A 25,450-nucleotide genomic window follows, 5' to 3' on the forward strand; every position below is an offset into this window, starting at 1 on the left:
GCCGGCGTTTTCTTACAAAGCCCCCTCACGGCTTCGTGACCCCAATCGCCCCGAATCGACTTAGGCTCAGGCTTTGCATGTGCACGGATGGCCCCCGTGCCATGCCTCATTGCCGCCGCCGTGCTAGTGTGTCGTGCGGTAACATCGGAGATCGTCGTTGAGCGCTGCGCCCCCCGACCGACCACAACCCCCACACGATCCAAATGCCGATCGTCAGGCGGCGGCGCAGCTTCAGCTGGCGCAGGCGCTGCAGCGTGCCCGGGTGGCGATTGCCTGGGAGCGCGGGTGGCCACATCTGGCCCGTCTGCTCAGCGTCGTCGGGCTGTTTCTGGTGGCGTCCTGGGCCGGTCTGTGGCTGACGCTTCCTTTCACTACACGCGCCATCGGTCTTGCGTTGTTCGTCATCGCCGCGCTGGTAACGCTCGTTCCTCTCCTGAAGTTTCGCTGGCCGTCGCGTGAAGAGGGCTTGTCGCGCCTCGATCGCCGCACCGGCATTGCACATCGCCCCGCAACGGCGCTGACCGACACGCTGTCGTCGCAGGACCCGATGGCCCGGGCGCTGTGGCTGGTTCAGCGCGAGCGTACGCTGGCCTCGCTCAAGAAAATCCGCGCCGGTCTGCCGTCGCCGCGCCTCGCGATCCATGACCCCTGGGCGCTGCGCGCCATCGTGGTCGTGCTGCTGTTCGCCACCTGGTTTGCCGCCAGCGGCGAGCGCGGTGCGCGGATCATGGCGGCGTTCGACTGGAACGGCGTGCTGGCGCCGGCGAATGTGCGCGTCGATGCCTGGATCACGCCGCCGCCTTACACCGGCAAGCCGCCGATCATCCTGTCTGCCGCCAACAAGGATGCGTCCACGGCCGATGCCGCTGCATTGCCGGTGCCGTCGGGCTCGACGCTGATCGTGCGCTCCAGCGGTGGTGCGCTTGATGTCGTTCTCACCGGCGGTGTCGCTGACGTGGCGCCGACGGCGGAAGCCCCGAAGGGCACCAACGAAAAGCATTTCATCATCACGTCTGACGGGACGGCACATGTCCGTGCGCCGTCCGGCCAGCCGCAGTGGAAGTTCACGGCAACGGGCGATCGTCCGCCGACTATTGCGCTCGCCAAGGACCCGGAGCGTCAGGCGCGCGGTTCGCTGCAGATGTCCTACAAGCTCGAGGACGACTACGGCGTTACCGAAGCCCATGCGCAATTCGCGGCGCGTCCCGCCGAGATCAAGGATGGCATCAAGGAAGCCGCCAAGCCGCGGCCGCTGTTCGATGCGCCATCATTTGCGCTGGTGCTGCCAAATGCGCGCACGCGCAACGGTGTCGGCCAGACCGTCAAGGATCTCAGCGAGGATCCCTATGCCGGCGCCGATGTCACGCTGACGCTGACCGCGAAGGATGAGTCGGGCAACGAGGGCAAGAGCGAGCCGTTCAACATGCGGCTGCCGGAGCGGCTGTTCACCAAGCCGCTGCCGCGCGCGCTGATCGAACAGCGCCGTATCCTGGCACTCGACGCCAATCAGCGCGGTCAGGTCTCCTTCGCGCTGCAGGCCCTGATGATCGCGCCGGAAGCTTTCACGCCGGAAGCCGGTCAGTATCTCGGGCTGCGCAGTGTTGCCACCCAGATCGAACGCGCCCGCACCGATGCGGCCCTGAAAGAAGTCGTCGCCAGCCTGTGGGCGCTCGCCGTCACTATCGAGGACGGCGACATCACCGATGTCGACAAGGCGCTGAAGGCGGCACAGGACGCGCTGAAGCAGGCGCTGGAGCGCGGCGCCAGCGACGAAGAGATCAAGAAGCTCACCGAGAACCTGCGTGCGGCGCTGGATAACTTTCTGAAGCAGCTCGCCGAGCAGATGAAGCAGAACCCGCAGCAGCTGGCGCGTCCGCTCGACAAGAACACCAAGGTCATGCGGCAGCAGGACCTCAACAACATGATCGAGCGCATGGAGCGGCTGTCGCGCTCCGGCGACAAGGATGCCGCCAAGCAACTGCTCGAACAGATGCAGCAGATGCTGGAAAACCTGCAGATGGCGCAGCCCGGCCAGTCCGGTGACAGCGAGATGGATCAGGCGATGAACGAGCTTGGGGACATGATCCGCAAGCAGCAGCAGTTGCGCGACAAGACCTTCAAGCAGGGCCAGGACCAGCGCAATGAGCGCCGCCGCGGCAAGCAGGGCGAGCAGGGTATGGGCGATCTGCAGCAGGATCAGCAGAATCTGCGCGATCGCCTCAAGCAGCTGCAGGACCAGCTCGCCAAGCAGGGCATGGGTCAGGGTCAGAAGGGCCAAAAAGGACAGCAGGGGCAAAAAGGCCAGCAGGGCCAGCAAGGGCAGGGCCAAGGTCAAGGCGGCGACGATCAGGCGGACGCCGATGGTGACGGCGACGGTGATGGTCTCGGTGATGCCGACAGCGCCATGGGCGATGCCGGCGGTCAGCTTGGCGAGGGCAATGCCGATGGCGCTGTGGGTTCGCAGGGCAAGGCACTCGATGCGCTCCGCAAGGGCGCCCAGAAGCTCGCGCAGGCCATGCAGCAGGGCGAAGGTGAAGGCCAGAACGACGGCCCCGGCAACAATCCTGGCCGCCAGCAGAGCGGTGGCCGGCAAAGCGATCCGCTCGGGCGTCCGCTGCGTGGCCGCGAACTTGGCGACGACCTCACGGTGAAGATTCCCGGCGAGATTGATGTGCAGCGCGTGCGGAGAATCCTGGAAGAGTTGCGTCGTCGCCTCGGCGACACGACGCGGCCGCAGCTCGAGCTGGATTATATCGAGCGGCTGCTGAAGGATTATTGAGGGCGGAGTTAGGAAGCGCCGGTGCCAGTGGTTTCCCTCCCCCAAGCGAAGCGCAGCGGGGAGGGTCGGCCGATAGGCCGGGGTGGGGTGCTTCAGCAACTGAGAGCGGCGTTTGTGGCACGACCCCACCCGTCTGGCCTTCGGCCAGCCACCCTCCCCGCTGCGCGGCTTCGCCGCTTGGGCGAGGGATAAGAAAGAGCCCTCTATCCCTTGTTCTTTACCGCCAGCGCATCCGCCACCGCAGTGCGGATATCCGCCACCGAAAACGGCTTCGTCACCACATCATGCACGATTGCATTCAGTCCCGTCGCGCGTTCGCGCTGGTCGGCGTAACCGGTCATCAGCAGGATTGTGAGCTCGGGGAAATCGCGCGCGACGGACAGCGCCAGCGCAATGCCGTCCATGACAGGCATCTTGATGTCGGTCAGCAGCAGGTCGAATGCGCCGCCCTGCTCAGTAAGGATCTCCAGCGCTTCGGCGCCGTCTTCGGCCGTGACGATCTCATGGCCATCCATGGCAATGGCGCGGCCGACCAGCAGCCGCATCGATTCTTCGTCATCTGCAATCAGGATACGCGCCACGACAACTCCTCAGACTTACGCGCCGGCGACGTCGCGCTTGGTGAAGAAGCGCACATCGATACTGCGGCCCTCGGCCGGCGGCGAGGCCAGCCGCGATCGAAACCATGTCTTGTCGCCGGGATTGAGGCCGGGCTGTTCGAGCACGGCGTTCCAGCCATATATTTCAGTCCCCTTCTCGTCGCGTACCACGAAACGCAGGCGCGGCAATGCGGTGGGCGTGCGGGTTTCGGACACGATCAGGCCTTCGATGAGCAAGACCGACTTGCCATCGACGGTCTCGGTGGTGACCTTGACGTCCTTGAAGGCAAGCCCCCGTATATTCACGTCGAGGCCGACCGCCTGATAGAAAGTCGCGGTCTGCGGCATCAGCTTGACCAGATCGACGCGCCAGATCACCAGTGCGAGCAACAGCGACGCCATGGCCGCGGTGGCGATCGGCAGGCTGTGACGTGGCATGACGAACAACCGCGGCAGCGACGGCACGAAACGGCCCAGCACGGCCAAGCGTGATGGCGGGGTGGCCCGCATCGCGGCCACCGCGTCGTGCTGCGCCAGCGTGGCCCAGTCGGCCTCCTCGGTACGATCATTGGCATCGACCGGCCAGTCGGCCGAAATCGACGGGCTTTCCACCACCGGAACGTTCGGTGCCGAAGCGTCGTCGTCCTCGGTCACGCCCCAGGCGCTCATGTCCTCGTTCGGATCGGGCTCGCTGGCCTTCGCCGCCATGGCGGGAACACGGGCTTCGGCGCGGGAGAGATCCTCCGGCCGCGCCAGCCAGACTTCCTTGCAGCGGGCGCAGCGCACCGTCCGTCCGGCATCGCCGAACGTAGCCGGGTTCACGGCGTAGGACGTCGTGCAATTGGGGCAAACGATATGCATGGAGCCGATAGCCGATGACATGGCCGGCAGGCTACAAGACGACCGTTAACGAATCGGAAACCATAACGGCCGCACAAGCAATTGACCGTCTTTTTGAGGCTTTTTGAACCCATCGAACGGAGCTGAATGTGGTCCGGTTCGAAAATGTTGGTTTGCGCTACGGGCTTGGCCCGGAGATTCTGCGCGACCTCAATTTCCAGATCCCTGCGCATTCGTTCCAGTTCCTGACCGGTCCCTCTGGCGCCGGCAAGACCTCGCTGCTGCGCCTGCTGTTCCTGTCGCTGCGGCCGACCCGCGGGTTGGTCAATCTGTTCGGCCAGGATATCTCGCTGCTCGGCAAGGACGAGATCGCCGACCTGCGCAAGCGCATCGGTATCGTGCTGCAGGATTTCCGTCTGCTCGACCATATGACGACCTATGAGAATGTCGCATTGCCGTTCCGGGTGATGGGGCGTGAGGAGTCCAGCTATCGGCGCGAGGTCATCGATCTCCTGAAATGGGTCGGGCTGGGCGATCGCATGGATGCGCTGCCGCCGATCCTGTCGGGCGGCGAGAAGCAGCGCGCTGCGATTGCGCGCGCGGTGATCGCGCGGCCCATGCTGCTGCTGGCGGATGAGCCGACGGGTAACGTCGATCCGACGCTGGGCCGGCGTCTGCTGCGGCTGTTCATCGAACTCAACAAGTCCGGCACCGCGGTGATTATCGCGACCCACGATATTACATTGATGGATCAATACGACGCGCGGCGCATGGTGCTGCATCAAGGCCGGCTGCATATCTATGAGTAGAATCGGCGAAGAACACGGCCCGCTGATGGACCTCGGCACCGATCGCCCGCAGGTCCCGGCGAAGGCGCGCAACGCATCCCCGATCGTGCCGCGCGGCTCGATCGCCGGCCGTGCGCTGGTCGCCGTCGTTGCTATCATGACCTTCCTCGCCTCCATCACCACAGGCGCGGTACTGCTGATCAGCGCCTCGGCGTCGGAGTGGCAATCGGAAGTCGCCAGCGAAATCACCATCCAGGTGAAGCCGCAGGGCGGCCGCGATCTCGATCGCGATACGCAGGCTGTGACCGATGCCATTCGCGGCCAGCCGGGGATTGTCGAGGTGCAGCCCTATAGCAGGGAGCAATCGGCGCAGTTGCTGGAGCCGTGGCTCGGCACGGGGCTGTCGCTCGACGAACTGCCGGTGCCGCGCGTCATCATTGCACGTGTCGCGCCGGGGACGGCGCTGGACATTATCGGCTTGCGCAAACGGGTGACGCAGGCCGTGCCCTCGGCCAGCGTTGACGATCATCGCGCCTGGGTGGAGCGGATGCGGTCGATGACATCGGCAACGGTGCTGGCCGGGCTTGGCATCCTTGCGCTCGTTATTATCGCTACCATTATCTCTGTATCCTTTGCGACGCGCGGCGCGATGGCGGCGAACCGGCCGATCGTCGAGGTGCTGCATTTCGTCGGCGCGGGCGACCGCTATATCGCCAATCGCTTCTTCCGCCACTTCCTGCGGCTTGGCCTGCAGGGCGGTATCATTGGCGGCGGTGCCGCGATGCTGATGTTCGGGTTTTCGGAGTCGATCGCGAGCTGGTTTTCCGGCACGCCGGTGGGCGACCAGTTCGCTGCATTGCTGGGGACGTTCTCGCTGCGGTCGTCAGGCTATCTCGCGGTGGCAGGGCAGGCGCTGTTGATAGCAGGAATTACCGCCTGGGCGTCGCGCCGCACATTGTTCTCGACGCTGAACGACATCGAGTAACGCCAGGTACAGGCGATGGCATCGCCAAGGCGCCGAAAAATACCTAAGATTGCTGCCAAAGGACCAAACGCCAGACCGATGACCTTGCTCGACGACCAGAACACCACGGAGATGCCCGTTGCCGCGCCACCGCGGCGGCGCGTCATCCGTGCGGCACTTGTGGTCGCATTTGCACTGTCCTTCATGGTCGGCGCCATCGGCTTCGTTGCGTTTCTCGCGCAACTGCGCAGCGGCGAGTTGAAGCCGTCGGCGAATGCCGACGGCATCGTGGTCCTGACCGGCGGTTCGTCGCGCGTTGCGGATGCGCTCGAACTGCTCGCCAATGGCTTCGGCAAGCGGTTGCTGATCTCCGGCGTGCATCCGACCAACGGCGCCGCCAATATCTCGCGCACGCTGCCGGACAGCCAGCGGCTGCTGGATTGCTGCGTCGATCTCGATCGCTCCGCCGTCAACACCCGCAGCAATGCGGTGGAGACCAAACGCTGGGTCCATGAGCGCGGCTTCAAGTCGCTGATCGTGGTGACCTCGAATTATCACATGCCGCGCGCGATCGTCGAAATGTCGCACGAGATGCCAGATATCGAGCTGATTCCGTTCTCGGTGATTGGCGACAAATGGCGTGACGAACCGTGGTGGACCAGTGGCCCGACGCTGCGGTTGCTGCTATCGGAATATGTCAAATATCTCGCGGCTGAAGCGCGGGTGCGGCTGGCGAACATCGGCATTGATCTGATGCCGGATTCCGCCAGCGACCAGCAGAGCGACGCGCCGCAGCGCCGGCCGGCCACGGCGTCTGCGAATTGAACTGCAATTGAGCTGATCGGAACACCATGACTTCGATATTCGTGCGTTCGTTGATCTACAACGTGCTGTTCTATGTGCTGCTGGTGTTCTGGATCCTGGTGGCGATTCCAACCTTCGTGATGCCGCCGCGCGCCTTCATGGCGATCGCGAAGGCGTGGGCGACCAGCAGCATCTGGCTGATGCGTATCGTCTGCAACACCAGGGTCGATTATCGCGGTCTCGAGAAAATTCCGGCGGGGCCGCTGGTGGTCGCCTCGAAACATCAATCGATGTGGGAGACCTTCGCGCTGATGCCGTTCTTCGATCGGCCGCTGTTCATCTACAAGCGCGAGCTCGGGCAGATTCCGTTCTTTGGCTGGTACCTGAAGAAGTCGAAGATGATCGGCGTCGATCGCGATGGCGGTGCGCGTTCGCTCATCGATATGGCGAAGCGGGCCACCGAAGAAATCCAGCTCGGCCGTCAGCTCATTATCTTTCCTGAGGGCACGCGTCGTCCCGTCGAGGCACCGCCGGATTACAAACCCGGTGTCGCGCAGATCTACGCCAAATCCGGCGCGCCGTGTCTGCCGGTGGCGCTGAATTCCGGCCTCTTCTGGCCGCGCCGCACCTTCCTGCGCTATCCCGGCACGCTGGTGGTAGAGTTTCTCGATCCGTTGCCGCCCGGTTTGCCGCGCAAGGAATTCATCGCGGCGATCAGCACGTCGATCGAGGCCGCCACCGATCGCATCGTTGCCGAGGCGCGCGCGGAGCAGGCGCAAATTTTTGGGCGCGTGCCGAATGTGGCGGTGAAGGAAGGGTAAAGGCGTCTATTCTTGGTGTTCAGTTTTCGTGATGGCGCGCTTCTCCTTTTCTTCGAGGTCGCTGAGCTGGTTCGAAGGATTCCATAGCAGGGGGCGAGCCGTCCCAGATGACCACCACTGCATTCCCTTCTCGATCCATGCAGTGCGCAATTCTCTATGGCGTTCGAGGCGCCTGATCCAATCTCCGCTAATTACATCATCGTAGCCGAAGTGGGTGTCGCATGAGCAGCAGATCTCGTGAGAACCACCCCCCTCCGCGTTATGTGGTTCTTCTTCTAAATCGGGGTAACCACAAACAGGGCAGGTAAAAGGCATTGGTCGCGTTCCGGTTAGCTGGCATGAAGCATAATGCTGAGCGTGAGGTCAGTGAAAGGGCCGGCCCAAGATCATGCTTCGTTACATCCGGACTGCAAATCACTCGTGCAGCATGGCTGCGAGCTGATGGAGCTGTGCGTCGCGAAAACCTTCGGCCTCGATGGCCTTCACGGTCGACAGCACGTAATCGCGGTTCAGCCCGGAACGACCGTGGCCCTGCCGCACGAAGTGCAATTGCTCGCCGAGGCTCAGGCGCCCTGCATATTGCACATGGCCGCGGTCGACCACATAGGCCAGCGCGCTGACGCGGGTACGCTCCACGTCATCGAGCCAGACGGAGCGCATGACCTCGCGATAGACATGGGTGGTCTGCTCGCGCTCCCTGAGATAGGCGATGGTGTCATGGCGCAGCTTGGCCGCCACGCGAAAGGCAATGCCGCGGCAGGCGCCGCCGCGATCCAGGCCGAGCACGAGGCCGGGCTTTTCCGGCGTGCCGCGGTGGTCGAAGGAATAGACGCAGAGCGCCCGATGTTCGCCGATCAGCCGGGCCGGGACCTGTTCGATGAACTCGAAGCCCGGCCGCCACATCAGCGAGCCATAGCCGAACACCCAGAGATCGCTGTCGGAATCGGGCTCGGCGGTGATTTTCGCGGTCATCCTGCCGACCTAGCAGAAACCTTGGGCCCGGGCGATCTTGATTTCCTGCAATGTGGCCCTGCGACCGCAGGATAACCCCATGAAAGGGATCGCCGATTTGACAAAATCATGCGATCTACGTCCCGCCATGTCCGAATATGCACCGCCCACCCAGCGCCGCCTCTGGCCGATTTTCATCCTGCCGGTCCTCATCGTCGTCCTTGCGGCGGCGTGGAGCGGCTTCTGGTTCTATGCCGCATCCAAGGTCGACGAAAACGTCGATATCTGGCGCGCCCGAGAGGCCGCGGCTGGTCGCGTCTATGATTGCGCCAACCGTTCGGTCTCCGGCTTCCCGTTCCGGCTCGAAGTCCGCTGCAGCGGTGTCAGCGTTTCGCTGACCTCGCAAACCGCCACCCAGAATGCGACGCAGATGCCGATCACCGCGAAGCTCGGCGAGATCGTCGTGGTTGCGCAGATCTACACGCCGCGGCTTCTGGTCGCTGAATTCACCGCACCAGCCGTCCTGTCCGATCGCGGCCAGCCGGCGATGGTGATGAACTGGGGCTCCGCGCGCAGCAGCATAACCGGTCTGCCGGGTACGCCTGACAGCGCCGACATCGTGTTCGACGACGTGTCGCTCGACCGTTTCGCCGGCTCGGTGCAGGCGCCGACCGCACGTGCCAAACAGGTCGAATTGCATGGCCGCACGGCAGCGAATTCGACGCCGGACAAGCCGGTGATCGAGACGGCCCTGCAGATCAGGAGCGGCAGCATTGCCGATGTTCATCCGATCCTCGCCGCACCGTTCGACGCCGATATCCGCGCATTGCTCAGTGGCCTCAAGGATGTCTCGCCCAAGCCCTGGCCGCAGCGTTTCCGCGAGCTTCAGGCGGCAGGTGGACGCGTCGAGATCGTGCAGTCGCGCGTCCAGCAGGGCGAGATCATCTCGCTGGCGACGGGCTCGCTCGGTCTGACCGCCGCGGGCAATCTCGACGGCGAATTGCAGATGACCGTGGCGGGACTGGACAAGGCTATCGCCGCCCTCGGGATCGACAAGTTGCTCGAGATGGGCGTGCCTCAGGAGGCGCTGGATCGCATTGCGCCCGGCGTGAAATCGCAGGACGTCAACAACATCCTCGGTGCGCTGGATCGCGCGATCCCCGGTCTCGGCAATGTCGTGCGCAAGAATGCCGGCAGCGGCCTTGCCGCCGGCGTCAATTCGATCGGGACTGCGGCTGTCTTGGAAGGCAAAGCGGCGCGGTCGTTCCCGCTGAAATTTGTCGATGGCGCGGTGTTCCTCGGGCCGCTGCGCGTGGCGCAGATCCCGCCGCTGTTTTAGGCGTGAGGTTCGCCGGCCTCTCCACGTCATTGCGAGGAGCGAAGCGACGCGGCAATCCAGAAGCCGCAAAGCAAGTAAGGCTGGATTGCTTCGCTTCGCTCGCAATGACGGCTGTTGGTCCTGCGATCAATCCTTCTTCGTCAGCGCCTGATGCTTGCGCCCGAAGTCCGGTGCCGCTTCATCCTGACCGATACTCACGATGCCGCGGCGGATCGCGCGGGTGCGGGTGAAGTGCTCGAACAGCGCATCGCCATCGTCGCGGCGGATCGCACGGGTCAGTTTCGACAGGTCTTCCTGGAAGGTGCCGAGCATTTCCAGCACCGCGTCCTTGTTGGCGAGAAACACGTCGCGCCACATGGTCGGGTCTGATGCTGCGATACGGGTGAAATCGCGGAAACCGCCCGCGGAGAACTTCAGCACTTCCGAACGAGTCACGTCTTCGAGCTCGTCGGCCGTGCCTACGATTGTATAAGCGATCAGATGCGGCAGATGGCTGGTGACCGCGAGCACCAGATCGTGATGCGCGGCCTGCATGATCTCGACATTGGCGCCGAGCGCAGCCCAGAAGCCGGTGAGCTTCTCGACGGCCGCGGGATCCGCGCCCTCGGGCGGCGTCAGAATGCACCAGCGATTGCTGAACAATTCGGCGAAGCCGGAATCCGGACCGGAGTTTTCCGTGCCGGCGACCGGATGCGCGGGAATGAAGTGGACGTTGTCCGGCAGATATTCCGACATCGCGTGCAGCACGGAGGCTTTCACCGAACCGACGTCGGACACGATCGCGCCGGGTGCGAGATGCGCCGCGATGCTTTTCGCCACGTCGCCCGCCACGCCGACGGGCACGCAGGCGATGACCAGATCGGCATCCTTGACGGCGCTGGCATTGTCGTCGGCGATGCGGTCGGCGAGCTTGATTTCCACGGCGCGTGCACGCACGGCCGCCGAATTGTCGGTGGCAACGAGTTCACCGGCAAGGCCGAGCTGCTGGATGCCGCGCGCCAGCGACGAGCCGATCAGGCCAAGCCCGATCAGCGCGATACGTTTGAAGGGCGGCGTGGCGCTCACGTCATTGCCCCGAATTCGATGCCATGAATTCACGCAGCGTCTCGATCACCAGCCTGTTGGCTTCCTCGGTGCCGATGGTCATGCGCAGCGAGTTCGGCAGGCCGTAATTGGTCACGGCGCGCAGCACCAGCCCGCGCCTGGTCAGGAACGCATCGGCGTCCGCTGCGGTCTTGCCGGTCGCCGGAAAATGCATCAGCAAGAAATTGGCCACGCTTGGCGTCACCTCGATGCCGAGCTTGGTGATTTCCTCGGTCAGGATGCTGATCCACTTGGCGGTGTACGTGCGCGACATCTCGACATGGCCGGTGTCCTCGATCGCCCCCACCGCGGCCATCATCGCCGGCGCCGAGACGTTGAACGGCCCACGAATCCGGTTCATCGCATCGACGATGTGCGCAGGGCCGAACATCCAGCCGATCCGCAAGGCGGCCAAGCCGTGCACCTTCGAGAAGGTGTAGGTGGCGACGGTATTCTCGGTGGTCTTCGCCAGCTCCAGGCCGTTGTCGTAGTCGCCCTTGGTCACGTAGTCCCAATACGCGGCGTCGAGCACCAGCAGCACGTGCTCCGGCAGGCCGGCGCGCAGGCGCTTGATCTCGGAGGACGGCAGATAGGTGCCAGTCGGGTTGTTGGGGTTCGCCAGCCACACTAGCTTGGTGCGCGGCGTGACGCAGTTCAGGATCGCATCGACGTTGCAGGTGAAGTTGGTTTCCGGAGCGACCACATTCGTGGCGCCGTTCGCCTGGGTAGCGATCGGGTAGACTAGGAAGCCGTGCGCGGTCGAAATCGCCTCGTCGCCGGGGCCGAGATAGACATGCGCAATCAGGTTCAGAATTTCGTCGGAGCCGGCGCCGCAGATGATCTGCGCGGGATCGAGGCCGAAGCGGTGGCCGAGCGCCTCGCGCAGCACCTTCGACGTGCCTTCCGGATAATCCTCGAGATGCGCGACAGCGGTAGCGAAGGCGTCCTTGGCGCGCGCCGACGGACCGAACGGGGTCTCGTTGGCCGACAGCTTGTAGGTCTTGCGGCCGGGCTCCACCACCGGGCTCTTGCCAGGGGTGTAGGGCGCGATATCGAGAATGCCGGGCTTCGGCACAGGACGGGACATCTTCAACTCCAGAACGTCAGATTGGCTTACGAACGCGGTGCGTCGCTGGCGGCCACGGTATAGCGGGTTGCGTGGCTGCCGACGAGAGCCGTGGAGCGCACCGAGGCGCCGGCTTCGATCAGCGCCGACTTGATCTTGTCGAGGCTGGAGGCTCTCGTGATCGAGATCAGCAGCGCCGCGCCGTCAAAGGCGGTATCCGGCACGGCGACGATTTCGGCCAGCGGCGACAGCGCACGCGCGGTCTCGGCATTCCAGCCGGACACCCGCACGCTCCACATCTCGACCTCGGTCACCATGGCGCTGTCGGCAACGCGCGACACCACGAACACCGGCAATGCGGCCGGATGGTCGGCGCGTTCGATGAACGGCAGGCGTGCGATGATCTTCGGCGCGCCCAGGGCTTCCAGCGGGATCCACCACGGCGTGCGGCTGGACGTCGCCGAGACCAGCGCGAGATCGCCCTTGGACTTGGCCACGGCCTCGACCGCTGCGGCGGCGCTGAAATGCGCGACGTAAGGCACCGTGAAGCCGAAATGAAAGCGCGCGGAATCCCGCATCGCGCTCTCGCCGAGCGACAGATCCGCATGCACCGAGAACGGCGCCTGAACGTAAGTGAAAGTCGAAATGATCACCCGCCAGATGCTCTCGACGGTGTCGATCGGCAGGATGCCGCGATGGCGCTGCACCAGACGGCGCATCATGTCGGCCTCGCGCGCCGGCCGAAAGGCCGAGCCGACCTCCTGGGTCTGCTTCACCGAAATTAGCCGGTCGATGATGTCGCCGCGCTGCATCAACAGGGCGTGAACCTGCGCGTCGATGCTGTCGATCTCTTTGCGCAGTTCATCCAGCGAGGGCGGGGCGGGTGGTAATTTCGACATGTTCAAAACCTTCGGGACGGGAGGCGTGATAGGTCCCGTCGAGCTTGCCGGGCCGGCTCCAGGGAGCCGGCGGGCACGGCCATTGATTAGGTAAGACGGTGCCGGAAAGCAAAGAAAACATGGAAGATTTGGCCGCAGGGCAGTTGGGCAATTTGACCGGGGTATGCCCATATTGACGGCAGGCGGGTGTGGGACTAGTTTCTGGGCTCTTCCGTGGTCATTTGAGCCGGCCGGCTTGCAGCCACGTTAAACAACTCGCTAAACAGGCCGGGGACAGTTTGATCCCGGCCGAGCTATTTGTTCAGGCCGGGTTTTTTATGGCCTGATTCCGGTTTTGGTTTGAGAACCTCCTGAGGAGGCCGGTATCAAGATGGTAAATGTCGAACTGGTGAAGAGTCCGGTTGTCCGCCCCGATGAGCGTGGACATGAAGCCGATCATCCGACCTCGCTGGTCGCGGGTTTTGGCATGGATCAGCCGCTGCGGCTCGATTGCGGCGTCGACCTCACCCCGTTCCAGATTGCCTATCAGACCTACGGAACGCTCAACGCCGACAAATCCAATGCCATCCTGGTCTGCCACGCTTTGACCGGCGACCAGCACGTCGCCAATATCAATCCGATCACCGGCAAGCCCGGCTGGTGGCAGACGCTGGTCGGCCCCGGCAAGGCACTCGATACCGAACGCTACTTCATCATCTGTTCGAACGTGCTCGGCGGCTGCATGGGCTCGACCGGTCCGGCCTCGACCAATCCCGCCACTGGCAAGATCTGGGGACTGGATTTTCCGGTCATCACCATTCCCGACATGGTGCGTGCGCAGGCGATGCTGATCGACAGCCTCGGTATCGGTCAGTTGTTTTGCGTCGTCGGCGGCTCCATGGGCGGTATGCAGACGCTGCAATGGACCGCGGCCTATCCGGAGCGCGTGTTCTCCGCGCTGGCGGTTGCCTGCAGCACGCGGCATTCGGCGCAGAACATCGCCTTCCACGAGTTGGGCCGTCAGGCCGTGATGGCCGATCCCGATTGGCGCGGCGGGCGTTATTTCGAGGAAGGCACACATCCGCATCGCGGCCTCGGCGTCGCGCGGATGGCCGCGCATATCACCTATCTGTCGGATGCCGCTCTGCACCGCAAGTTCGGCCGCCGCATGCAGGACAGGGAGTTGCCGACATTCTCCTTCGATGCGGATTTTCAGGTCGAGAGCTATCTGCGCTATCAGGGCTCGTCCTTCGTCGAGCGCTTCGATGCCAACTCCTATCTCTATCTGACGCGTGCGATGGACTATTTCGATATCGCAGCCGACCACAACGGCAAGCTTGCGGAAGCGTTTCGCGATACGCAGACGCGTTTCTGTCTGATGTCGTTCACATCAGACTGGCTGTTCCCGACGGCAGAATCGCGCGACGTCGTGCACGCGCTGAATGCCGGCGGCGTCCGCGTGTCCTTTGCGGAGATCGAAACCGACAAGGGTCATGATGCCTTCCTGCTCGACGTGCCCGAGTTCCTCGATATCGCCGGTGCATTTCTGAACTCCGCAGCCTCCGTGCGCGGCCTGCCTGTTACGGGGACATAGAGATGGCGTTTCCACAACAAGCCTTGCCGCTGAATTCTGCGGTGGCGACGCCGGCGCCGCGCGGCACGCAGGATTATCGTGGCGATCACCTCCTGGTCGCGGAGATGATCAAGCCGGGCTCGAAGGTGCTCGACGTGGGCTGCGGCGATGGCGATCTGCTACAATTGCTGGAAAGCCGCGGCATTGATGGCCGTGGCATCGAATTGTCGCGCGAAGGCGTCAACCGCTGCGTCGGCAAGGGTCTTGCCGTGGTGCAGGGCGACGCCGATACGGACTTGATCAACTATCCCGACGATGCGTTCGACTACGTGATCCTGTCGCAGACGCTGCAGGCGACGCGGCAGCCGCGCGTCGTGCTGGAAAATCTGCTGCGCATCGGCCGCAGTGCGATCGTGTCGTTTCCGAATTTCGGCTTCTGGAAAATGCGCGTGCAGTTGCTTGTCGGCGGCCGCATGCCACGTACGGAGAATCTGCCGGCGACGTGGTACGACACGCCGAACATTCACTTCTGCACCATCAAGGACTTCGTTGTCCTGTGCGACGAGATCAACGTGAAGATGGAGCGCGCCGTTGCGCTCGATCTCTATGGCCGTCCGCTGCGCCTCAATGCGCCGTGGTGGTTCTGGAACATGTTCGGGGAGCAGGGCGTTTTCCTGCTGAGCCGCGCGAGTAAATCGGCGCAACCCTGATCGCGTGTAGATTTCTGTCTGATGGAAACAGAAATACCGCATTCTATGCGACTTTTCACGCCGTGTGTCGGTCTGCGATACACGCTAAAGATGTGCATAAAAGCTAATTCGAATAGGTAATATAAGCGCGCATTCTGTCGAATGGGTGGCTGCTATGTCTATACGTATGGCGTCCGTTGAAGTTGAAGCGATTCACTCCGATGTCGCCGTTAAAAAATCGTCACTTGAACCGTTCTAGGTCTTGTTATCGCCATACCAACTTCGTTACCACGCCCGTCCCGATTGTTGGCCCGCGTATTTGGGCCGATGGGGTTCGGGGGTGTTAAGAGGAAAAATTCGGTATGGTTCAGTTCTTTGCGTATCGCCGTGCACTTCGCATCTCGGCTCTTGCGGTGTGTTCGGCGGCAGTTCTCGCGTCAGTCTCTCCCGCGTCGGCACGTCCTCATCACGGCGCTTCGCGTCATTCGCACCACGTCGGCAAGTACACACACAGCACGCGTCATCACGTCCGGCATCGCGCGCGGTATGCACGGCGCAGTGCCCGAGTCGAACAGCAGGCGCCTTCGTTCGGCGACTCCACAAATTTCAATAACGCCAATGCAAGCATGAACCAGCCTTCCGGCGGCTTCGGCGGTTCGGGCATCGTCGATGCAGCGCGCAGCTTCATCGGCCGCGGCAATCCGACGGCGCGCGGTCGCTTGTGGTGCGCAGCGTTCATGAACCTCGTATTGAAGCGCACCGGCCATCAAGGCACCGGGTCTGATATGGCGCGCTCGTTCTCGAGCTATGGCCAGCGCATCTCCGGTCCGCAGGTCGGCGCCATCGCCGTGATGTCGCGCGGTCGTCGCGGCGGTCATGTCGGTGTCGTCTCCGGCGTCGATGCCAAGGGCAATCCGATCATCGTCTCCGGCAATCACGGCAACCGCGTCGCCGAGTCGGTGTATTCGCGTGGTCGCGTTTACGCCTACGTGATGCCGACGAGCTGAGTTCGTCTATTCTGCGACGACGATCTTATCGCCGGCGGTGATCGTGCCGCCGGTGATGACCTCAGCGTAAATTCCGCAATCGGCATGACCATAGGTCTGCAGCAGCGTTTTCGGAATCGTCAGATCTCGTGCGGCCGTATCCGGATCGACATTGGTCGCTGCACAGCGGACGATGCGCTTCACCACTTTGAACCGGGTGCTGCCGATAGCGAGCGTCCGATCGATCAGGTCGAATTCATGCCAGGCCGGCCAGCCCGCTACATGCACGTTGCCGCGAAAGCGTAGCGGATGCACCGGCTGTCCGACGGCCTTTTCGAGATCTTTGACGCTGGCGAGGTTGATGATCGACACCACCTTGCGCGGCACATCCGAAAAGCTATGGCCGTCCGCGAACAACACCCTGGGTGGTCCGCGCAATTCATCGGCAAAATTCTTCGCGAAGAACGCTTCGATCTCTGCACGTCCTTCGGTCGTCTGCAGGTCGGCTCGCGCCACCGCTAGATTGTCCTGCCGGATTGTCAGCGTATGGCTGGCGTCGTCGTAGTGGCTGCGGAGCGCCGCCAGGCGCTCGTTGCGCATCAGCATCAGAAACTGGGTCTTGGGAAAATATTGCGGTGCTGCCGGGTCGAACCCGATCGGGCCGTTCTCGATGGCATAGCGCCGGTCGGCCGGCAGGGTCTGACCGGGCTTCAGCGTGACTTGTTCCAGAGGCTCGGGCGTCAGGCCCTTCACCGGATAGCGGTAGATGCTGGCAACGCTGGCGTAAGACTGTTCTGGCATGGTTCCGGTCTTAAGAGATTTGGGCCCGCGGCGCCATCGCCTGGCCGATTGGAATTTTATGCGGACCCCTTCCGTTTCGGGAACTGGCTGCCCACATTTGCATCAAGCTGGTTTTGACGCCAGCGACGACCGCAGCCGGTTGACCACCATCAATGCGGCCTGCGGATACCCAATGAAGATGCCCCATCCGTGCTTTCGAGGCGGACAGGGCAGGCCGAGGGACAACACACAATGAATATTGAGAAATACACCGAACGGGTGCGCGGCTTCATCCAGTCGGCGCAGTCACTGGCCGTGCGCGAGGGACATCAGCAATTCTCGCCGCTGCACATTCTGAAAGTCCTGCTGGACGACAGCGAAGGTCTGGCCGGCGGCCTGATCGATCGCGCCGGCGGCAACTCCCGCGCCATCCTGAAGGCGACGGAAACCGAGCTGGGCAAGATGCCCAAGGTCTCGGGCGCAGGGGCCGGGCAGGTCTATCTGGCGCCGGCGACCGCGCGCGCCTTCGATGCCGCCGAAAAGGCCGCCGAAAAGGCTGGCGACAGTTTCGTCACCGTGGAGCGGCTGCTACTTGCGCTGGCGCTCGACAAGGACTCCGAAGCCGGCAGCCTGCTGAACAAGGGCGGCGTCACGCCGCAAAATCTCAATGCCGCGATCAATGCGCTGCGCAAGGGCCGCACGGCGGATTCCGCCACGGCCGAAAACGCTTATGACGCGTTGAAGAAATATGCCCGCGACCTGACCCAGGCTGCGCGTGATGGCAAGCTCGACCCGGTGATTGGCCGCGACGAGGAAATCCGCCGCACGATTCAGGTATTGTCGCGGCGAACCAAGAACAATCCCGTGCTGATCGGCGAACCCGGCGTCGGCAAGACCGCCATCGTCGAAGGTCTCGCGCTGCGCATCCTCAATGGCGACGTGCCGGAGAGCCTGAAGGACAAAAGCCTGCTGTCGCTCGATCTCGGTGCGCTGATTGCCGGCGCGAAATATCGCGGCGAGTTCGAGGAGCGGCTGAAGGCGGTGCTCGGCGAGGTGACCTCGGCCGAGGGCGGCATCATCCTGTTCATCGACGAAATGCATCAGCTGATCGGCGCCGGCAAGGGCGATGGCGCGATGGATGCGTCCAACCTGCTGAAGCCTGCGCTCGCCCGCGGCGAATTGCATTGCATCGGCGCCACCACGCTCGATGAATATCGCAAGCATGTGGAGAAGGACGCGGCGCTGGCGCGGCGCTTCCAGCCGATCTTCGTGGCTGAGCCGACTGTGGAAGACACCGTCTCGATCCTGCGCGGCCTCAAGGACAAATATGAACAGCATCACGGTGTCCGCATCACGGATAGCGCACTGGTCGCTGCCGTCACGCTGTCGAACCGCTACATCACCGATCGCTTCCTGCCGGATAAAGCCATCGACCTGATGGACGAGGCTTCGGCACGGTTGAAGATGCAGGTCGACTCCAAGCCTGAAGAACTCGATTCGATGGACCGCGAGATCATCCGGCTCAAGATCGAGCAGGAGGCGCTTGGCAAGGAAACCGATGCCGGCTCGAAGAGCAGGCTCGAAACGCTCAAGAAGGAACTCGCCGAGCTCGAAGAGAAATCGGCAGCGCTCACCCAGCGCTGGTCGGCCGAGAAGAACAAGTTGTCGAATGCGCAGAAGCTCAAGAGCGAGCTCGATGGCTTGCGTCTTGAACTCGCCGAAGCGCAACGCCGCGGCGAGTATCAGCGCGCCGGCGAACTGGCCTATGGCCGGATTCCCGACCTTGAAAAGCGGCTGGCCGATATCGAAGCCAACGAGAATTCCGAGATGATGGAAGAGGCGGTCACCGCCAATCACATCGCGCAGGTGGTCTCGCGCTGGACCGGCGTGCCGGTCGACAAGATGCTCGAAGGCGAGAAGGACAAGCTGCTGCGGATGGAACTGAGCCTCGGCGAGCGCGTCGTCGGCCAGGCCGAAGCGGTGCGTGCCGTGGCGACGGCGGTGCGTCGGTCGCGGGCAGGCCTGCAGGATCCCAACCGGCCGATCGGCTCGTTCATGTTCCTCGGTCCCACCGGCGTCGGCAAGACCGAGCTGACCAAGGCGTTGGCGTCCTATCTGTTTGACGATGACACCGCGATGGTTCGCCTCGACATGTCCGAATATATGGAGAAGCACTCGGTCTCGCGTCTGATCGGCGCGCCTCCGGGCTATGTCGGCTATGATGAGGGCGGCGCGCTCACCGAGGCTGTGCGGCGGCGGCCCTATCAGGTCGTTCTGTTCGACGAAGTTGAGAAGGCGCATCCGGATGTGTTCAACGTGCTGCTGCAGGTGCTCGACGACGGCCGCCTGACCGATGGTCAGGGCCGCACTGTCGATTTCCGCAACACGCTGATTATCATGACGTCGAATCTCGGTTCGGAATTCCTTGTCAATCAGCCCGAAGGCGAAGACACGTCCGCGGTGCGCGACCTGGTGATGGGCAATGTCCGCGCCCATTTCCGCCCGGAATTCCTGAATCGCGTCGATGAGATCATCCTGTTCCACCGCTTGCAGAAGAGCGAAATGGGCCGGATCGTCGAGATCCAGTTTGCGCGGCTGCAGAAGTTGCTGGAGGACCGCAAGATCACGCTGGTGCTGGAGGACGAAGCCCGTGACTGGCTCGCCGACAAGGGCTGGGATCCCGCCTACGGCGCCCGTCCCCTCAAGCGCGTGATCCAGCGCAACGTCCAGGATCCGCTAGCCGAGATGATCCTCGCCGGCGACGTCAAGGACGGTGACCATGTCGACATAAGCGCCGCCGGCAACGTCCTGACCTTCAACGGCAAGCCGGCCCGAACCGCGGAGATCGCCGAGTTCGGGGCGCCGGTGCCGAAGCGGCAGCTGAACTGACGGCACGGATTTAAACGCAACGAAACGGCCTGAACCTCACGGTTCAGGCCGTTTCCACGTTGGAGAAAGATCATGACCCGCATTCTCGTGGTCGGCGCCACCGGCCTTGTCGGCCGCCATGTCATCGCCAAAGCGCTCGCCGACAGTCGGATCACGCGCGTCGTTGCGTCGACGCGGCGGCCGCTCGCGGCGCATGCGAAACTCGACAACCCGCTGGTCGACTTCGACCGGTTACCAGCCGAGGCGGACTGGTGGGACGTCGAGGGCGTGATCTGTGCACTCGGCACGACGCGCGCCAAGGCCGGCTCGGATCAGGCGTTTCGCGTTGTGGATTATGATTACCCGCTTGAAGTCGCCCGGCTGGCGCGCAAGCACGGCGCTAGCCGTTTCGCGCTCAATTCGTCGGTGGGTGCCAATGCGCGCTCAAAGCTGCTCTATCCGCGTACTAAAGGCGAAGTGGAGGAAGCGCTGAAGGCGATGGGCTTTCCGTCTTTGACGATTGTGCGGCCGGGCCTGATCGGCGGTGACCGCGACGAATTCCGGCTGGGCGAACGCATCGCGGCAGCGGTGCTCGGTATCCTCGGTCCGGTCCTGCCGCGCAGCTACCGGATCAGCCCCGCCGACAAGATCGCCGACGCATTGATCGAGGCAGCCGTGACCGGCGCGCCTGGCGTTCACCTGATCGGGTCTGCAGAGCTCGCCGCGGATTGATCGCCGGACCTCAGCGTCTCTTTTGCTATTGTCCCGAGCGTCTCCTAGCCCACGCGGCGTTGGTCTGACGCGCAGAACAGGACGAAAAATACGAATTTAGCGGCTGGTCGTCGGCCGTGCTGGTGGCACCGCGCCGGTCACGCCTGCGTCGGACACGCGGGCGCCGGGGCCTCGCATGGTCATCTGGGCGTCGATCCGGTCACGTTCCTTCTCGAAGCCGGCCATGATCGGCCCTTCGAGCGAGCGACCGCGTGGCAGTTTCACGCGCATCGGATCGACGAAGCGGCCGTTGACCAGAATTTCGTAGTGAACGTGGGCGCCTGTGGACATGCCGGTGGAGCCGACGAAACCGATGACCTGACCCTGCCGCACGCGCTTGCCGGGCTCCATGCCCTTGGCGAAGGCCGACATATGGCCGTAGGCGGTCTCGTAGCCGTTGTTGTGCTTGATGCGGATATATTTGCCGTAGCCGCCTTCCCAGGCTGCTTTTTCGATCACGCCGTTGCCGGATGCGAAAATCGGGGTGCCGTAGGGCGTCGACCAGTCTACGCCGGTATGCATCTTGGTGTAGCCGAGGATCGGGTGGCGGCGTCCGCCGAAGCCCGAACGCATGATGGCGTTATTGACGGGTTTGCGGACCAGAAACTTCTTCGCGCTCTTGCCGGTCTCGTCATAGTAGTCGACGACCGAGTCGTCGGTTGTCAGGAAGCGATAGTATTTTTTGGTTTCGCCGCCCACCGTAAGCGAAGCGAACAACACTTCGGTCTTTTCGGTGATGGTGGCGCCTTCGTCTTCGCCGGCAAAGAACACGTCGAACGAGTCGCCGGGCTGTACTTTGCGCTGGAAATCCACGTCGTAGGAGTAGATCCGGATCATGTCCTCGATGACAGTAGCCGGGACCTTGTTGCGCAGCGCCGTCTCGTAAATGCTCTGATAGAGCCGCACGCCGGTGCCGTCATCCTCCTCGTCATCATCCGATGCGCTTGGCGCTTCGGCGACGGTGTTCATGCTGGAGACGTCGACGGCGACGTATTTGCCGAGATCGGAGAGGGCGGCGACAGCTTCGATGGTGGAGTCGTTGGCGACGATCACGCGATACGGCTGCAAGCGCTGGCCAGGTCCGGCCGGCGACATCAGGATTCGAACTTTCTGGCCTTCCTTCAGTCCGCCGTCGCGGCCGCGGGCACCCAGCGTAGTGGCAATGGCCTTGGCTTCCTCGGGCATCGCGCCCTGGTCGCGCAGGATGGTCAGGATGGTGTCGCCCTTCTTGACGATATGGATACGCTCGCCATTGGGGTTGCCGCCGGTCGCCTGATCCTTGGTCTTGGCCAGCAGCGTGACGTTTTCCGGCACGATACGGGTTTCGAAGCCGGCATAAGGATCGGCTGTGGTGCCTTCGGCGGCATAGGCCATCTTCATGTCGGGCTGCCCGCCGATATCGCCGGTGGCGCTGGCGACGGTCGTGTAGCGAACGCCAGTATTGCCGCGCCAGTTGGAGGCGTCGCGCACGCGCATCAGCACTTCATCGATGGCAACGCTCGCGCCGATCTTGGCTTTCGGCAGTACCTGACCAAGATCGCGGGTGACGAAGGAGACTTCGGCATCAGGCTCGACGGCATTCGGATTGACCGCGGCGTCGTCGCTGTTCGGGGCGGGGCTGCCGACATCGGTCAGCAGGCGCTGTGCATTGAAGGGCGGGATCTTGGCGCTGAGATCGCTGGTCGCCATCGCCAGATTGCCGGAAATCCGGATGAAGGGCCGCACGCGCATGACGTCGCGATTGCCGACGCGGGTGACGGTGGAGACTTTGAGTACCTGGCGCGCGGCGGAAGAGTCGCTCGGCGGCGGCAGGCGGTCGGACTTATGCAGGCTTGCTTGTTTGTCGGTGGCACTGAAGGCGCCGCGTAGCGCGCCTTCGACACGCTCCGGTACCTTGGCAAAGGTCATCTCGCCGTCAAGCGACGCAAAAACGGCGCCGCCGATCAGAGCCGCGCCGCAGAGACCTGTGAGGATAGTACCACTGAACCATTGTACCGAGACGCGGCGACGATCGATGACTGCGGCTTCGGAGCCATCAACGGATAGCGGCGGCTCGTGGCCGAGATCAATCATCCCGGTCTCACGATTATAGGCGCCACCGCGTGACAGTCCGTGATTCAAGCCGACATCCCCCGAATTCCCAGCATCATGCGAAGAGTCTTCCCCAAGCACATCGCATCGACGGTCGAACAGTGCGCGCCAAAATGCTGGCCGAATGGACGAACGTCAATGCTGCAAACTCTTTCGCTGTGTTCTCTTTGGCCCAAAAGCGCACTGCGATGACGCAGCTCGTTCTTTCGAGAGACCGTTGGGCCCAGATCCGGTTCGACCACCCCCAAAAAGTTTCAGGGGCGACGCAGAATCTTTGCACAAGGCATGCTCAGAACGTCGGAGGAATGTGGCTCTTGTACGGCGTCACCCCTGTAAAACCTACGCTTTTTGGGCCCTGGAGCGTCCTCCACAGCACGTGACGATTTTCTGACGAATGGCGTTGACAGTTTCGGGTGAGGGGGCCTATAACCCGGCCACTGAGCGCAGCGGCGCCGGGGCCTACCAGCCCGGGCGGTTGTTCGTGTCTCGGAAGCTCATCACCGCGAAGAGTGTTTCAGTAGCCGATAGGTGTCGGCTGCTGATCTGTTGTCGGGTGATTGAGTGACAAGATTTTCTCCCTCTCGGGGAGAGTGACGCTTCGGCGTTGGGCTGTTTGACAAGTTAAATTGAAGAAAGAGAAACGTGGACGGCGGAGTCCTTGCGGGTCTCGTTCGATGGAAGCTTCGGCTTCCTGAGGCGGGGCCGGACGAAAGACTTCGGCGGTACACGTTTTGAACAAAGGTTAACACCATCGTTGTTAGCGCTGTGAAGCGCGGACAGCAGATTGGCTGAACTTCGGTTTGGTCGATTTAGTATGGTGGGACCTCGTCAATACGTTGTGATCAGCCGGTTTAAAGTTTCAAGTCCAACTTGAGAGTTTGATCCTGGCTCAGAGCGAACGCTGGCGGCAGGCTTAACACATGCAAGTCGAACGGGCGTAGCAATACGTCAGTGGCAGACGGGTGAGTAACGCGTGGGAACATACCTCTTGGTTCGGAACAACACAGGGAAACTTGTGCTAATACCGGATAAGCCCTTACGGGGAAAGATTTATCGCCGAGAGATTGGCCCGCGTCTGATTAGCTAGTTGGTGGGGTAAAGGCCTACCAAGGCGACGATCAGTAGCTGGTCTGAGAGGATGATCAGCCACATTGGGACTGAGACACGGCCCAAACTCCTACGGGAGGCAGCAGTGGGGAATATTGGACAATGGGCGCAAGCCTGATCCAGCCATGCCGCGTGAGTGATGAAGGCCCTAGGGTTGTAAAGCTCTTTTGTACGGGAAGATAATGACGGTACCGTAAGAATAAGCCCCGGCTAACTTCGTGCCAGCAGCCGCGGTAATACGAAGGGGGCTAGCGTTGCTCGGAATCACTGGGCGTAAAGGGTGCGTAGGCGGGTTTTTAAGTCAGAGGTGAAATCCTGGAGCTCAACTCCAGAACTGCCTTTGATACTGAAAGTCTTGAGTATGGGAGAGGTGAGTGGAACTGCGAGTGTAGAGGTGAAATTCGTAGATATTCGCAAGAACACCAGTGGCGAAGGCGGCTCACTGGCCCATAACTGACGCTGAGGCACGAAAGCGTGGGGAGCAAACAGGATTAGATACCCTGGTAGTCCACGCCGTAAACGATGAATGCCAGCCGTTAGTGGGTTTACTCACTAGTGGCGCAGCTAACGCTTTAAGCATTCCGCCTGGGGAGTACGGTCGCAAGATTAAAACTCAAAGGAATTGACGGGGGCCCGCACAAGCGGTGGAGCATGTGGTTTAATTCGACGCAACGCGCAGAACCTTACCAGCCCTTGACATGTCTATGACCGGTACCAGAGATGGAACCTTCCCTTCGGGGCATAGAGCACAGGTGCTGCATGGCTGTCGTCAGCTCGTGTCGTGAGATGTTGGGTTAAGTCCCGCAACGAGCGCAACCCCCGTCCTTAGTTGCTACCATTTAGTTGAGCACTCTAAGGAGACTGCCGGTGATAAGCCGCGAGGAAGGTGGGGATGACGTCAAGTCCTCATGGCCCTTACGGGCTGGGCTACACACGTGCTACAATGGCGGTGACAATGGGATGCAAAAGGGCGACCTCTCGCAAATCTCAAAAAGCCGTCTCAGTTCGGATTGGGCTCTGCAACTCGAGCCCATGAAGTTGGAATCGCTAGTAATCGTGGATCAGCATGCCACGGTGAATACGTTCCCGGGCCTTGTACACACCGCCCGTCACACCATGGGAGTTGGTTCTACCTGAAGGCAGTGCGCTAACCGCAAGGGGGCAGCTGACCACGGTAGGGTCAGCGACTGGGGTGAAGTCGTAACAAGGTAGCCGTAGGGGAACCTGCGGCTGGATCACCTCCTTTCTAAGGATGGTTCTTCAGATGCTTGCATCTATCGAACCTCTTTTGAAACATCAGTGGCCAGACATTGGATCAATGTTTGAGCTGCATAGGCGGGACACCGCCGTCTTCGTTTCTCTTTCTTCGCGGACGAACACACGCTGGGGCGTGCTCGTGCTGCTTGTTGGCGTTTGATCGCAAGGTCATGTCGATGAGCCGAGCGCAGTCCTTTGTTGTTAGGGCTTGTAGCTCAGTTGGTTAGAGCGCGCGCTTGATAAGCGTGAGGTCGGAAGTTCAAGTCTTCCCAGGCCCACCATATTTGCGCGCTTTGCTTTCAAGGCTGCTGCTGACGTCGACATCACATGCGCAAGCATTGCATCTGCAAAACGTTGTTCTTTAAGCGTTGAGCATTCGTCTTCTGGAACGGGGGCATAGCTCAGCTGGGAGAGCG

General features: G+C 62.3%; 19 protein-coding genes, 2 tRNA genes, 1 rRNA gene and 1 riboswitch (1 of these 23 only partly in view). Of the genes, 14 read left to right on the forward strand and 8 right to left on the reverse strand.

From position 1 onward, the window contains the following. Window positions 1-157 precede the first annotated feature (157 nt). Window positions 158-2,779, forward strand: a complete 2,622-nt coding sequence (locus AB8A23_RS08510; protein WP_439059907.1) for a TIGR02302 family protein — start codon at window positions 158-160, stop codon at window positions 2,777-2,779. A gap of 203 nt (window positions 2,780-2,982) precedes the next feature. On the opposite strand, the gene AB8A23_RS08515 is transcribed toward AB8A23_RS08510, so the two are convergent. Both AB8A23_RS08515 and AB8A23_RS08520 read right to left on the reverse strand, forming a co-directional pair. Further along, complete coding sequence (locus tag AB8A23_RS08515) at window positions 2,983-3,360, reverse strand: response regulator (protein ID WP_120287241.1); 378 nt, start codon at window positions 3,358-3,360, stop codon at window positions 2,983-2,985. Between the two features lie 15 nt (window positions 3,361-3,375). Next, a complete protein-coding gene (locus AB8A23_RS08520; RefSeq protein WP_309942822.1) occupies window positions 3,376-4,239 on the reverse strand; it encodes an MJ0042-type zinc finger domain-containing protein in 864 nt (287 codons plus the stop codon). A gap of 128 nt (window positions 4,240-4,367) precedes the next feature. Here AB8A23_RS08520 and ftsE point away from each other — a divergent pair, with 128 nt between their 5' ends. From ftsE to AB8A23_RS08540, 4 genes are all read left to right on the forward strand, one after another. Next, window positions 4,368-5,027, forward strand: coding sequence for a cell division ATP-binding protein FtsE (gene ftsE / locus AB8A23_RS08525; RefSeq protein ID WP_068729180.1), 660 nt, complete (start codon window positions 4,368-4,370; stop codon window positions 5,025-5,027). Next, window positions 5,020-5,991: a cell division protein FtsX gene (locus AB8A23_RS08530; RefSeq protein WP_068729178.1), complete on the forward strand. Its 972-nt coding sequence runs from the start codon at window positions 5,020-5,022 to the stop codon at window positions 5,989-5,991. The genes ftsE and AB8A23_RS08530 overlap by 8 nt, the downstream gene beginning before the upstream one ends. A gap of 78 nt (window positions 5,992-6,069) precedes the next feature. Further along, the gene (locus AB8A23_RS08535; RefSeq protein WP_439059906.1) at window positions 6,070-6,795 is read left to right on the forward strand and encodes a YdcF family protein; all 726 of its coding nucleotides are present in this window, start codon (window positions 6,070-6,072) and stop codon (window positions 6,793-6,795) included. A 26-nt stretch (window positions 6,796-6,821) separates the two neighbouring features. Further along, window positions 6,822-7,595, forward strand: a complete 774-nt coding sequence (locus AB8A23_RS08540; protein ID WP_089267610.1) for a lysophospholipid acyltransferase family protein — start codon at window positions 6,822-6,824, stop codon at window positions 7,593-7,595. Window positions 7,596-8,009: 414 nt separating this feature from the next. On the opposite strand, the gene AB8A23_RS08545 is transcribed toward AB8A23_RS08540, so the two are convergent. After that, the gene (locus AB8A23_RS08545) at window positions 8,010-8,567 is read right to left on the reverse strand and encodes a gamma-glutamylcyclotransferase (protein ID WP_068729171.1); all 558 of its coding nucleotides are present in this window, start codon (window positions 8,565-8,567) and stop codon (window positions 8,010-8,012) included. A 127-nt stretch (window positions 8,568-8,694) separates the two neighbouring features. On the opposite strand from AB8A23_RS08545, the gene AB8A23_RS08550 reads away from it, so the two are divergent. Next, the gene (locus tag AB8A23_RS08550; RefSeq protein WP_439060549.1) at window positions 8,695-9,885 is read left to right on the forward strand and encodes a DUF2125 domain-containing protein; all 1,191 of its coding nucleotides are present in this window, start codon (window positions 8,695-8,697) and stop codon (window positions 9,883-9,885) included. A gap of 126 nt (window positions 9,886-10,011) precedes the next feature. Here the strand turns inward: AB8A23_RS08550 and AB8A23_RS08555 are convergent, their stop codons facing one another. From AB8A23_RS08555 to AB8A23_RS08565, 3 genes are read right to left on the reverse strand one after another with little or no spacing between them, the layout of a single operon-like run. Further along, complete coding sequence (locus tag AB8A23_RS08555; RefSeq protein WP_439059905.1) at window positions 10,012-10,950, reverse strand: prephenate/arogenate dehydrogenase family protein; 939 nt, start codon at window positions 10,948-10,950, stop codon at window positions 10,012-10,014. Window position 10,951: 1 nt separating this feature from the next. Then, a complete protein-coding gene (gene hisC, locus AB8A23_RS08560; protein ID WP_439059904.1) occupies window positions 10,952-12,055 on the reverse strand; it encodes a histidinol-phosphate transaminase in 1,104 nt (367 codons plus the stop codon). A 26-nt stretch (window positions 12,056-12,081) separates the two neighbouring features. Continuing rightward, window positions 12,082-12,933: a chorismate mutase gene (locus tag AB8A23_RS08565; RefSeq protein WP_089267606.1), complete on the reverse strand. Its 852-nt coding sequence runs from the start codon at window positions 12,931-12,933 to the stop codon at window positions 12,082-12,084. Window positions 12,934-13,136: 203 nt separating this feature from the next. Then, window positions 13,137-13,216, forward strand: a riboswitch (SAM riboswitch). Window positions 13,217-13,303: 87 nt separating this feature from the next. On the opposite strand from AB8A23_RS08565, the gene metX reads away from it, so the two are divergent. The 3 genes from metX (at window position 13,304) to AB8A23_RS08580 (ending at window position 16,181) form a co-directional block, all read left to right on the forward strand. Continuing rightward, on the forward strand, window positions 13,304-14,506 hold the full coding sequence (gene metX, locus AB8A23_RS08570) for a homoserine O-acetyltransferase MetX (RefSeq protein ID WP_175365980.1): 1,203 nt from the start codon (window positions 13,304-13,306) through the stop codon (window positions 14,504-14,506). 2 nt (window positions 14,507-14,508) lie between these two features. Further along, window positions 14,509-15,195 (forward strand): methionine biosynthesis protein MetW, encoded by a 687-nt coding sequence (gene metW, locus AB8A23_RS08575; protein WP_199711970.1) that lies wholly within the window; start codon window positions 14,509-14,511, stop codon window positions 15,193-15,195. A 341-nt stretch (window positions 15,196-15,536) separates the two neighbouring features. Beyond that, complete coding sequence (locus AB8A23_RS08580) at window positions 15,537-16,181, forward strand: TIGR02594 family protein (RefSeq protein WP_068729161.1); 645 nt, start codon at window positions 15,537-15,539, stop codon at window positions 16,179-16,181. Window positions 16,182-16,187: 6 nt separating this feature from the next. Here the strand turns inward: AB8A23_RS08580 and AB8A23_RS08585 are convergent, their stop codons facing one another. After that, window positions 16,188-16,961 (reverse strand): MOSC domain-containing protein, encoded by a 774-nt coding sequence (locus AB8A23_RS08585; protein WP_120287234.1) that lies wholly within the window; start codon window positions 16,959-16,961, stop codon window positions 16,188-16,190. A 231-nt stretch (window positions 16,962-17,192) separates the two neighbouring features. Between AB8A23_RS08585 and clpB the strand changes: the two genes are divergently transcribed. After that, on the forward strand, window positions 17,193-19,829 hold the full coding sequence (gene clpB, locus AB8A23_RS08590) for an ATP-dependent chaperone ClpB (protein WP_439059903.1): 2,637 nt from the start codon (window positions 17,193-17,195) through the stop codon (window positions 19,827-19,829). A 72-nt stretch (window positions 19,830-19,901) separates the two neighbouring features. Next, window positions 19,902-20,540: an NAD(P)H-binding protein gene (locus AB8A23_RS08595; RefSeq protein ID WP_439059902.1), complete on the forward strand. Its 639-nt coding sequence runs from the start codon at window positions 19,902-19,904 to the stop codon at window positions 20,538-20,540. A gap of 96 nt (window positions 20,541-20,636) precedes the next feature. On the opposite strand, the gene AB8A23_RS08600 is transcribed toward AB8A23_RS08595, so the two are convergent. Beyond that, window positions 20,637-22,700, reverse strand: a complete 2,064-nt coding sequence (locus AB8A23_RS08600; RefSeq protein ID WP_231079079.1) for a M23 family metallopeptidase — start codon at window positions 22,698-22,700, stop codon at window positions 20,637-20,639. Between the two features lie 836 nt (window positions 22,701-23,536). Between AB8A23_RS08600 and AB8A23_RS08605 the strand changes: the two genes are divergently transcribed. From AB8A23_RS08605 to AB8A23_RS08615, 3 genes are all read left to right on the forward strand, one after another. After that, window positions 23,537-25,023 (forward strand): 16S ribosomal RNA (locus AB8A23_RS08605). A gap of 215 nt (window positions 25,024-25,238) precedes the next feature. Then, window positions 25,239-25,315, forward strand: a tRNA-Ile gene (locus AB8A23_RS08610). Window positions 25,316-25,424: 109 nt separating this feature from the next. Further along, window positions 25,425-25,450 (forward strand) — tRNA-Ala (locus AB8A23_RS08615) (it continues 50 nt past the right edge of the window).

Origin of the sequence: Tardiphaga sp. 619_E2_N8_4, from assembly GCF_051810905.1 — a bacterium.
Classification (GTDB): Bacteria; Pseudomonadota; Alphaproteobacteria; order Rhizobiales; family Xanthobacteraceae; genus Tardiphaga; species Tardiphaga robiniae.

Coding starts and splice junctions, on each gene's coding strand:
- AB8A23_RS08520 (WP_309942822.1), bottom strand. CDS start 4,239: ATGCATATCGTTTGCCCCAATTGCACGACGTCCTACGCCGTGAACCCG.
- AB8A23_RS08530 (WP_068729178.1), top strand. CDS start 5,020: ATGAGTAGAATCGGCGAAGAACACGGCCCGCTGATGGACCTCGGCACC.
- AB8A23_RS08535 (WP_439059906.1), top strand. CDS start 6,070: ATGACCTTGCTCGACGACCAGAACACCACGGAGATGCCCGTTGCCGCG.
- AB8A23_RS08540 (WP_089267610.1), top strand. CDS start 6,822: ATGACTTCGATATTCGTGCGTTCGTTGATCTACAACGTGCTGTTCTAT.
- AB8A23_RS08545 (WP_068729171.1), bottom strand. CDS start 8,567: ATGACCGCGAAAATCACCGCCGAGCCCGATTCCGACAGCGATCTCTGG.
- AB8A23_RS08550 (WP_439060549.1), top strand. CDS start 8,695: ATGTCCGAATATGCACCGCCCACCCAGCGCCGCCTCTGGCCGATTTTC.
- hisC (WP_439059904.1), bottom strand. CDS start 12,055: ATGTCCCGTCCTGTGCCGAAGCCCGGCATTCTCGATATCGCGCCCTAC.
- AB8A23_RS08565 (WP_089267606.1), bottom strand. CDS start 12,933: ATGTCGAAATTACCACCCGCCCCGCCCTCGCTGGATGAACTGCGCAAA.
- metX (WP_175365980.1), top strand. CDS start 13,304: ATGGTAAATGTCGAACTGGTGAAGAGTCCGGTTGTCCGCCCCGATGAG.
- metW (WP_199711970.1), top strand. CDS start 14,509: ATGGCGTTTCCACAACAAGCCTTGCCGCTGAATTCTGCGGTGGCGACG.
- AB8A23_RS08580 (WP_068729161.1), top strand. CDS start 15,537: ATGGTTCAGTTCTTTGCGTATCGCCGTGCACTTCGCATCTCGGCTCTT.
- AB8A23_RS08585 (WP_120287234.1), bottom strand. CDS start 16,961: ATGCCAGAACAGTCTTACGCCAGCGTTGCCAGCATCTACCGCTATCCG.
- clpB (WP_439059903.1), top strand. CDS start 17,193: ATGAATATTGAGAAATACACCGAACGGGTGCGCGGCTTCATCCAGTCG.
- AB8A23_RS08595 (WP_439059902.1), top strand. CDS start 19,902: ATGACCCGCATTCTCGTGGTCGGCGCCACCGGCCTTGTCGGCCGCCAT.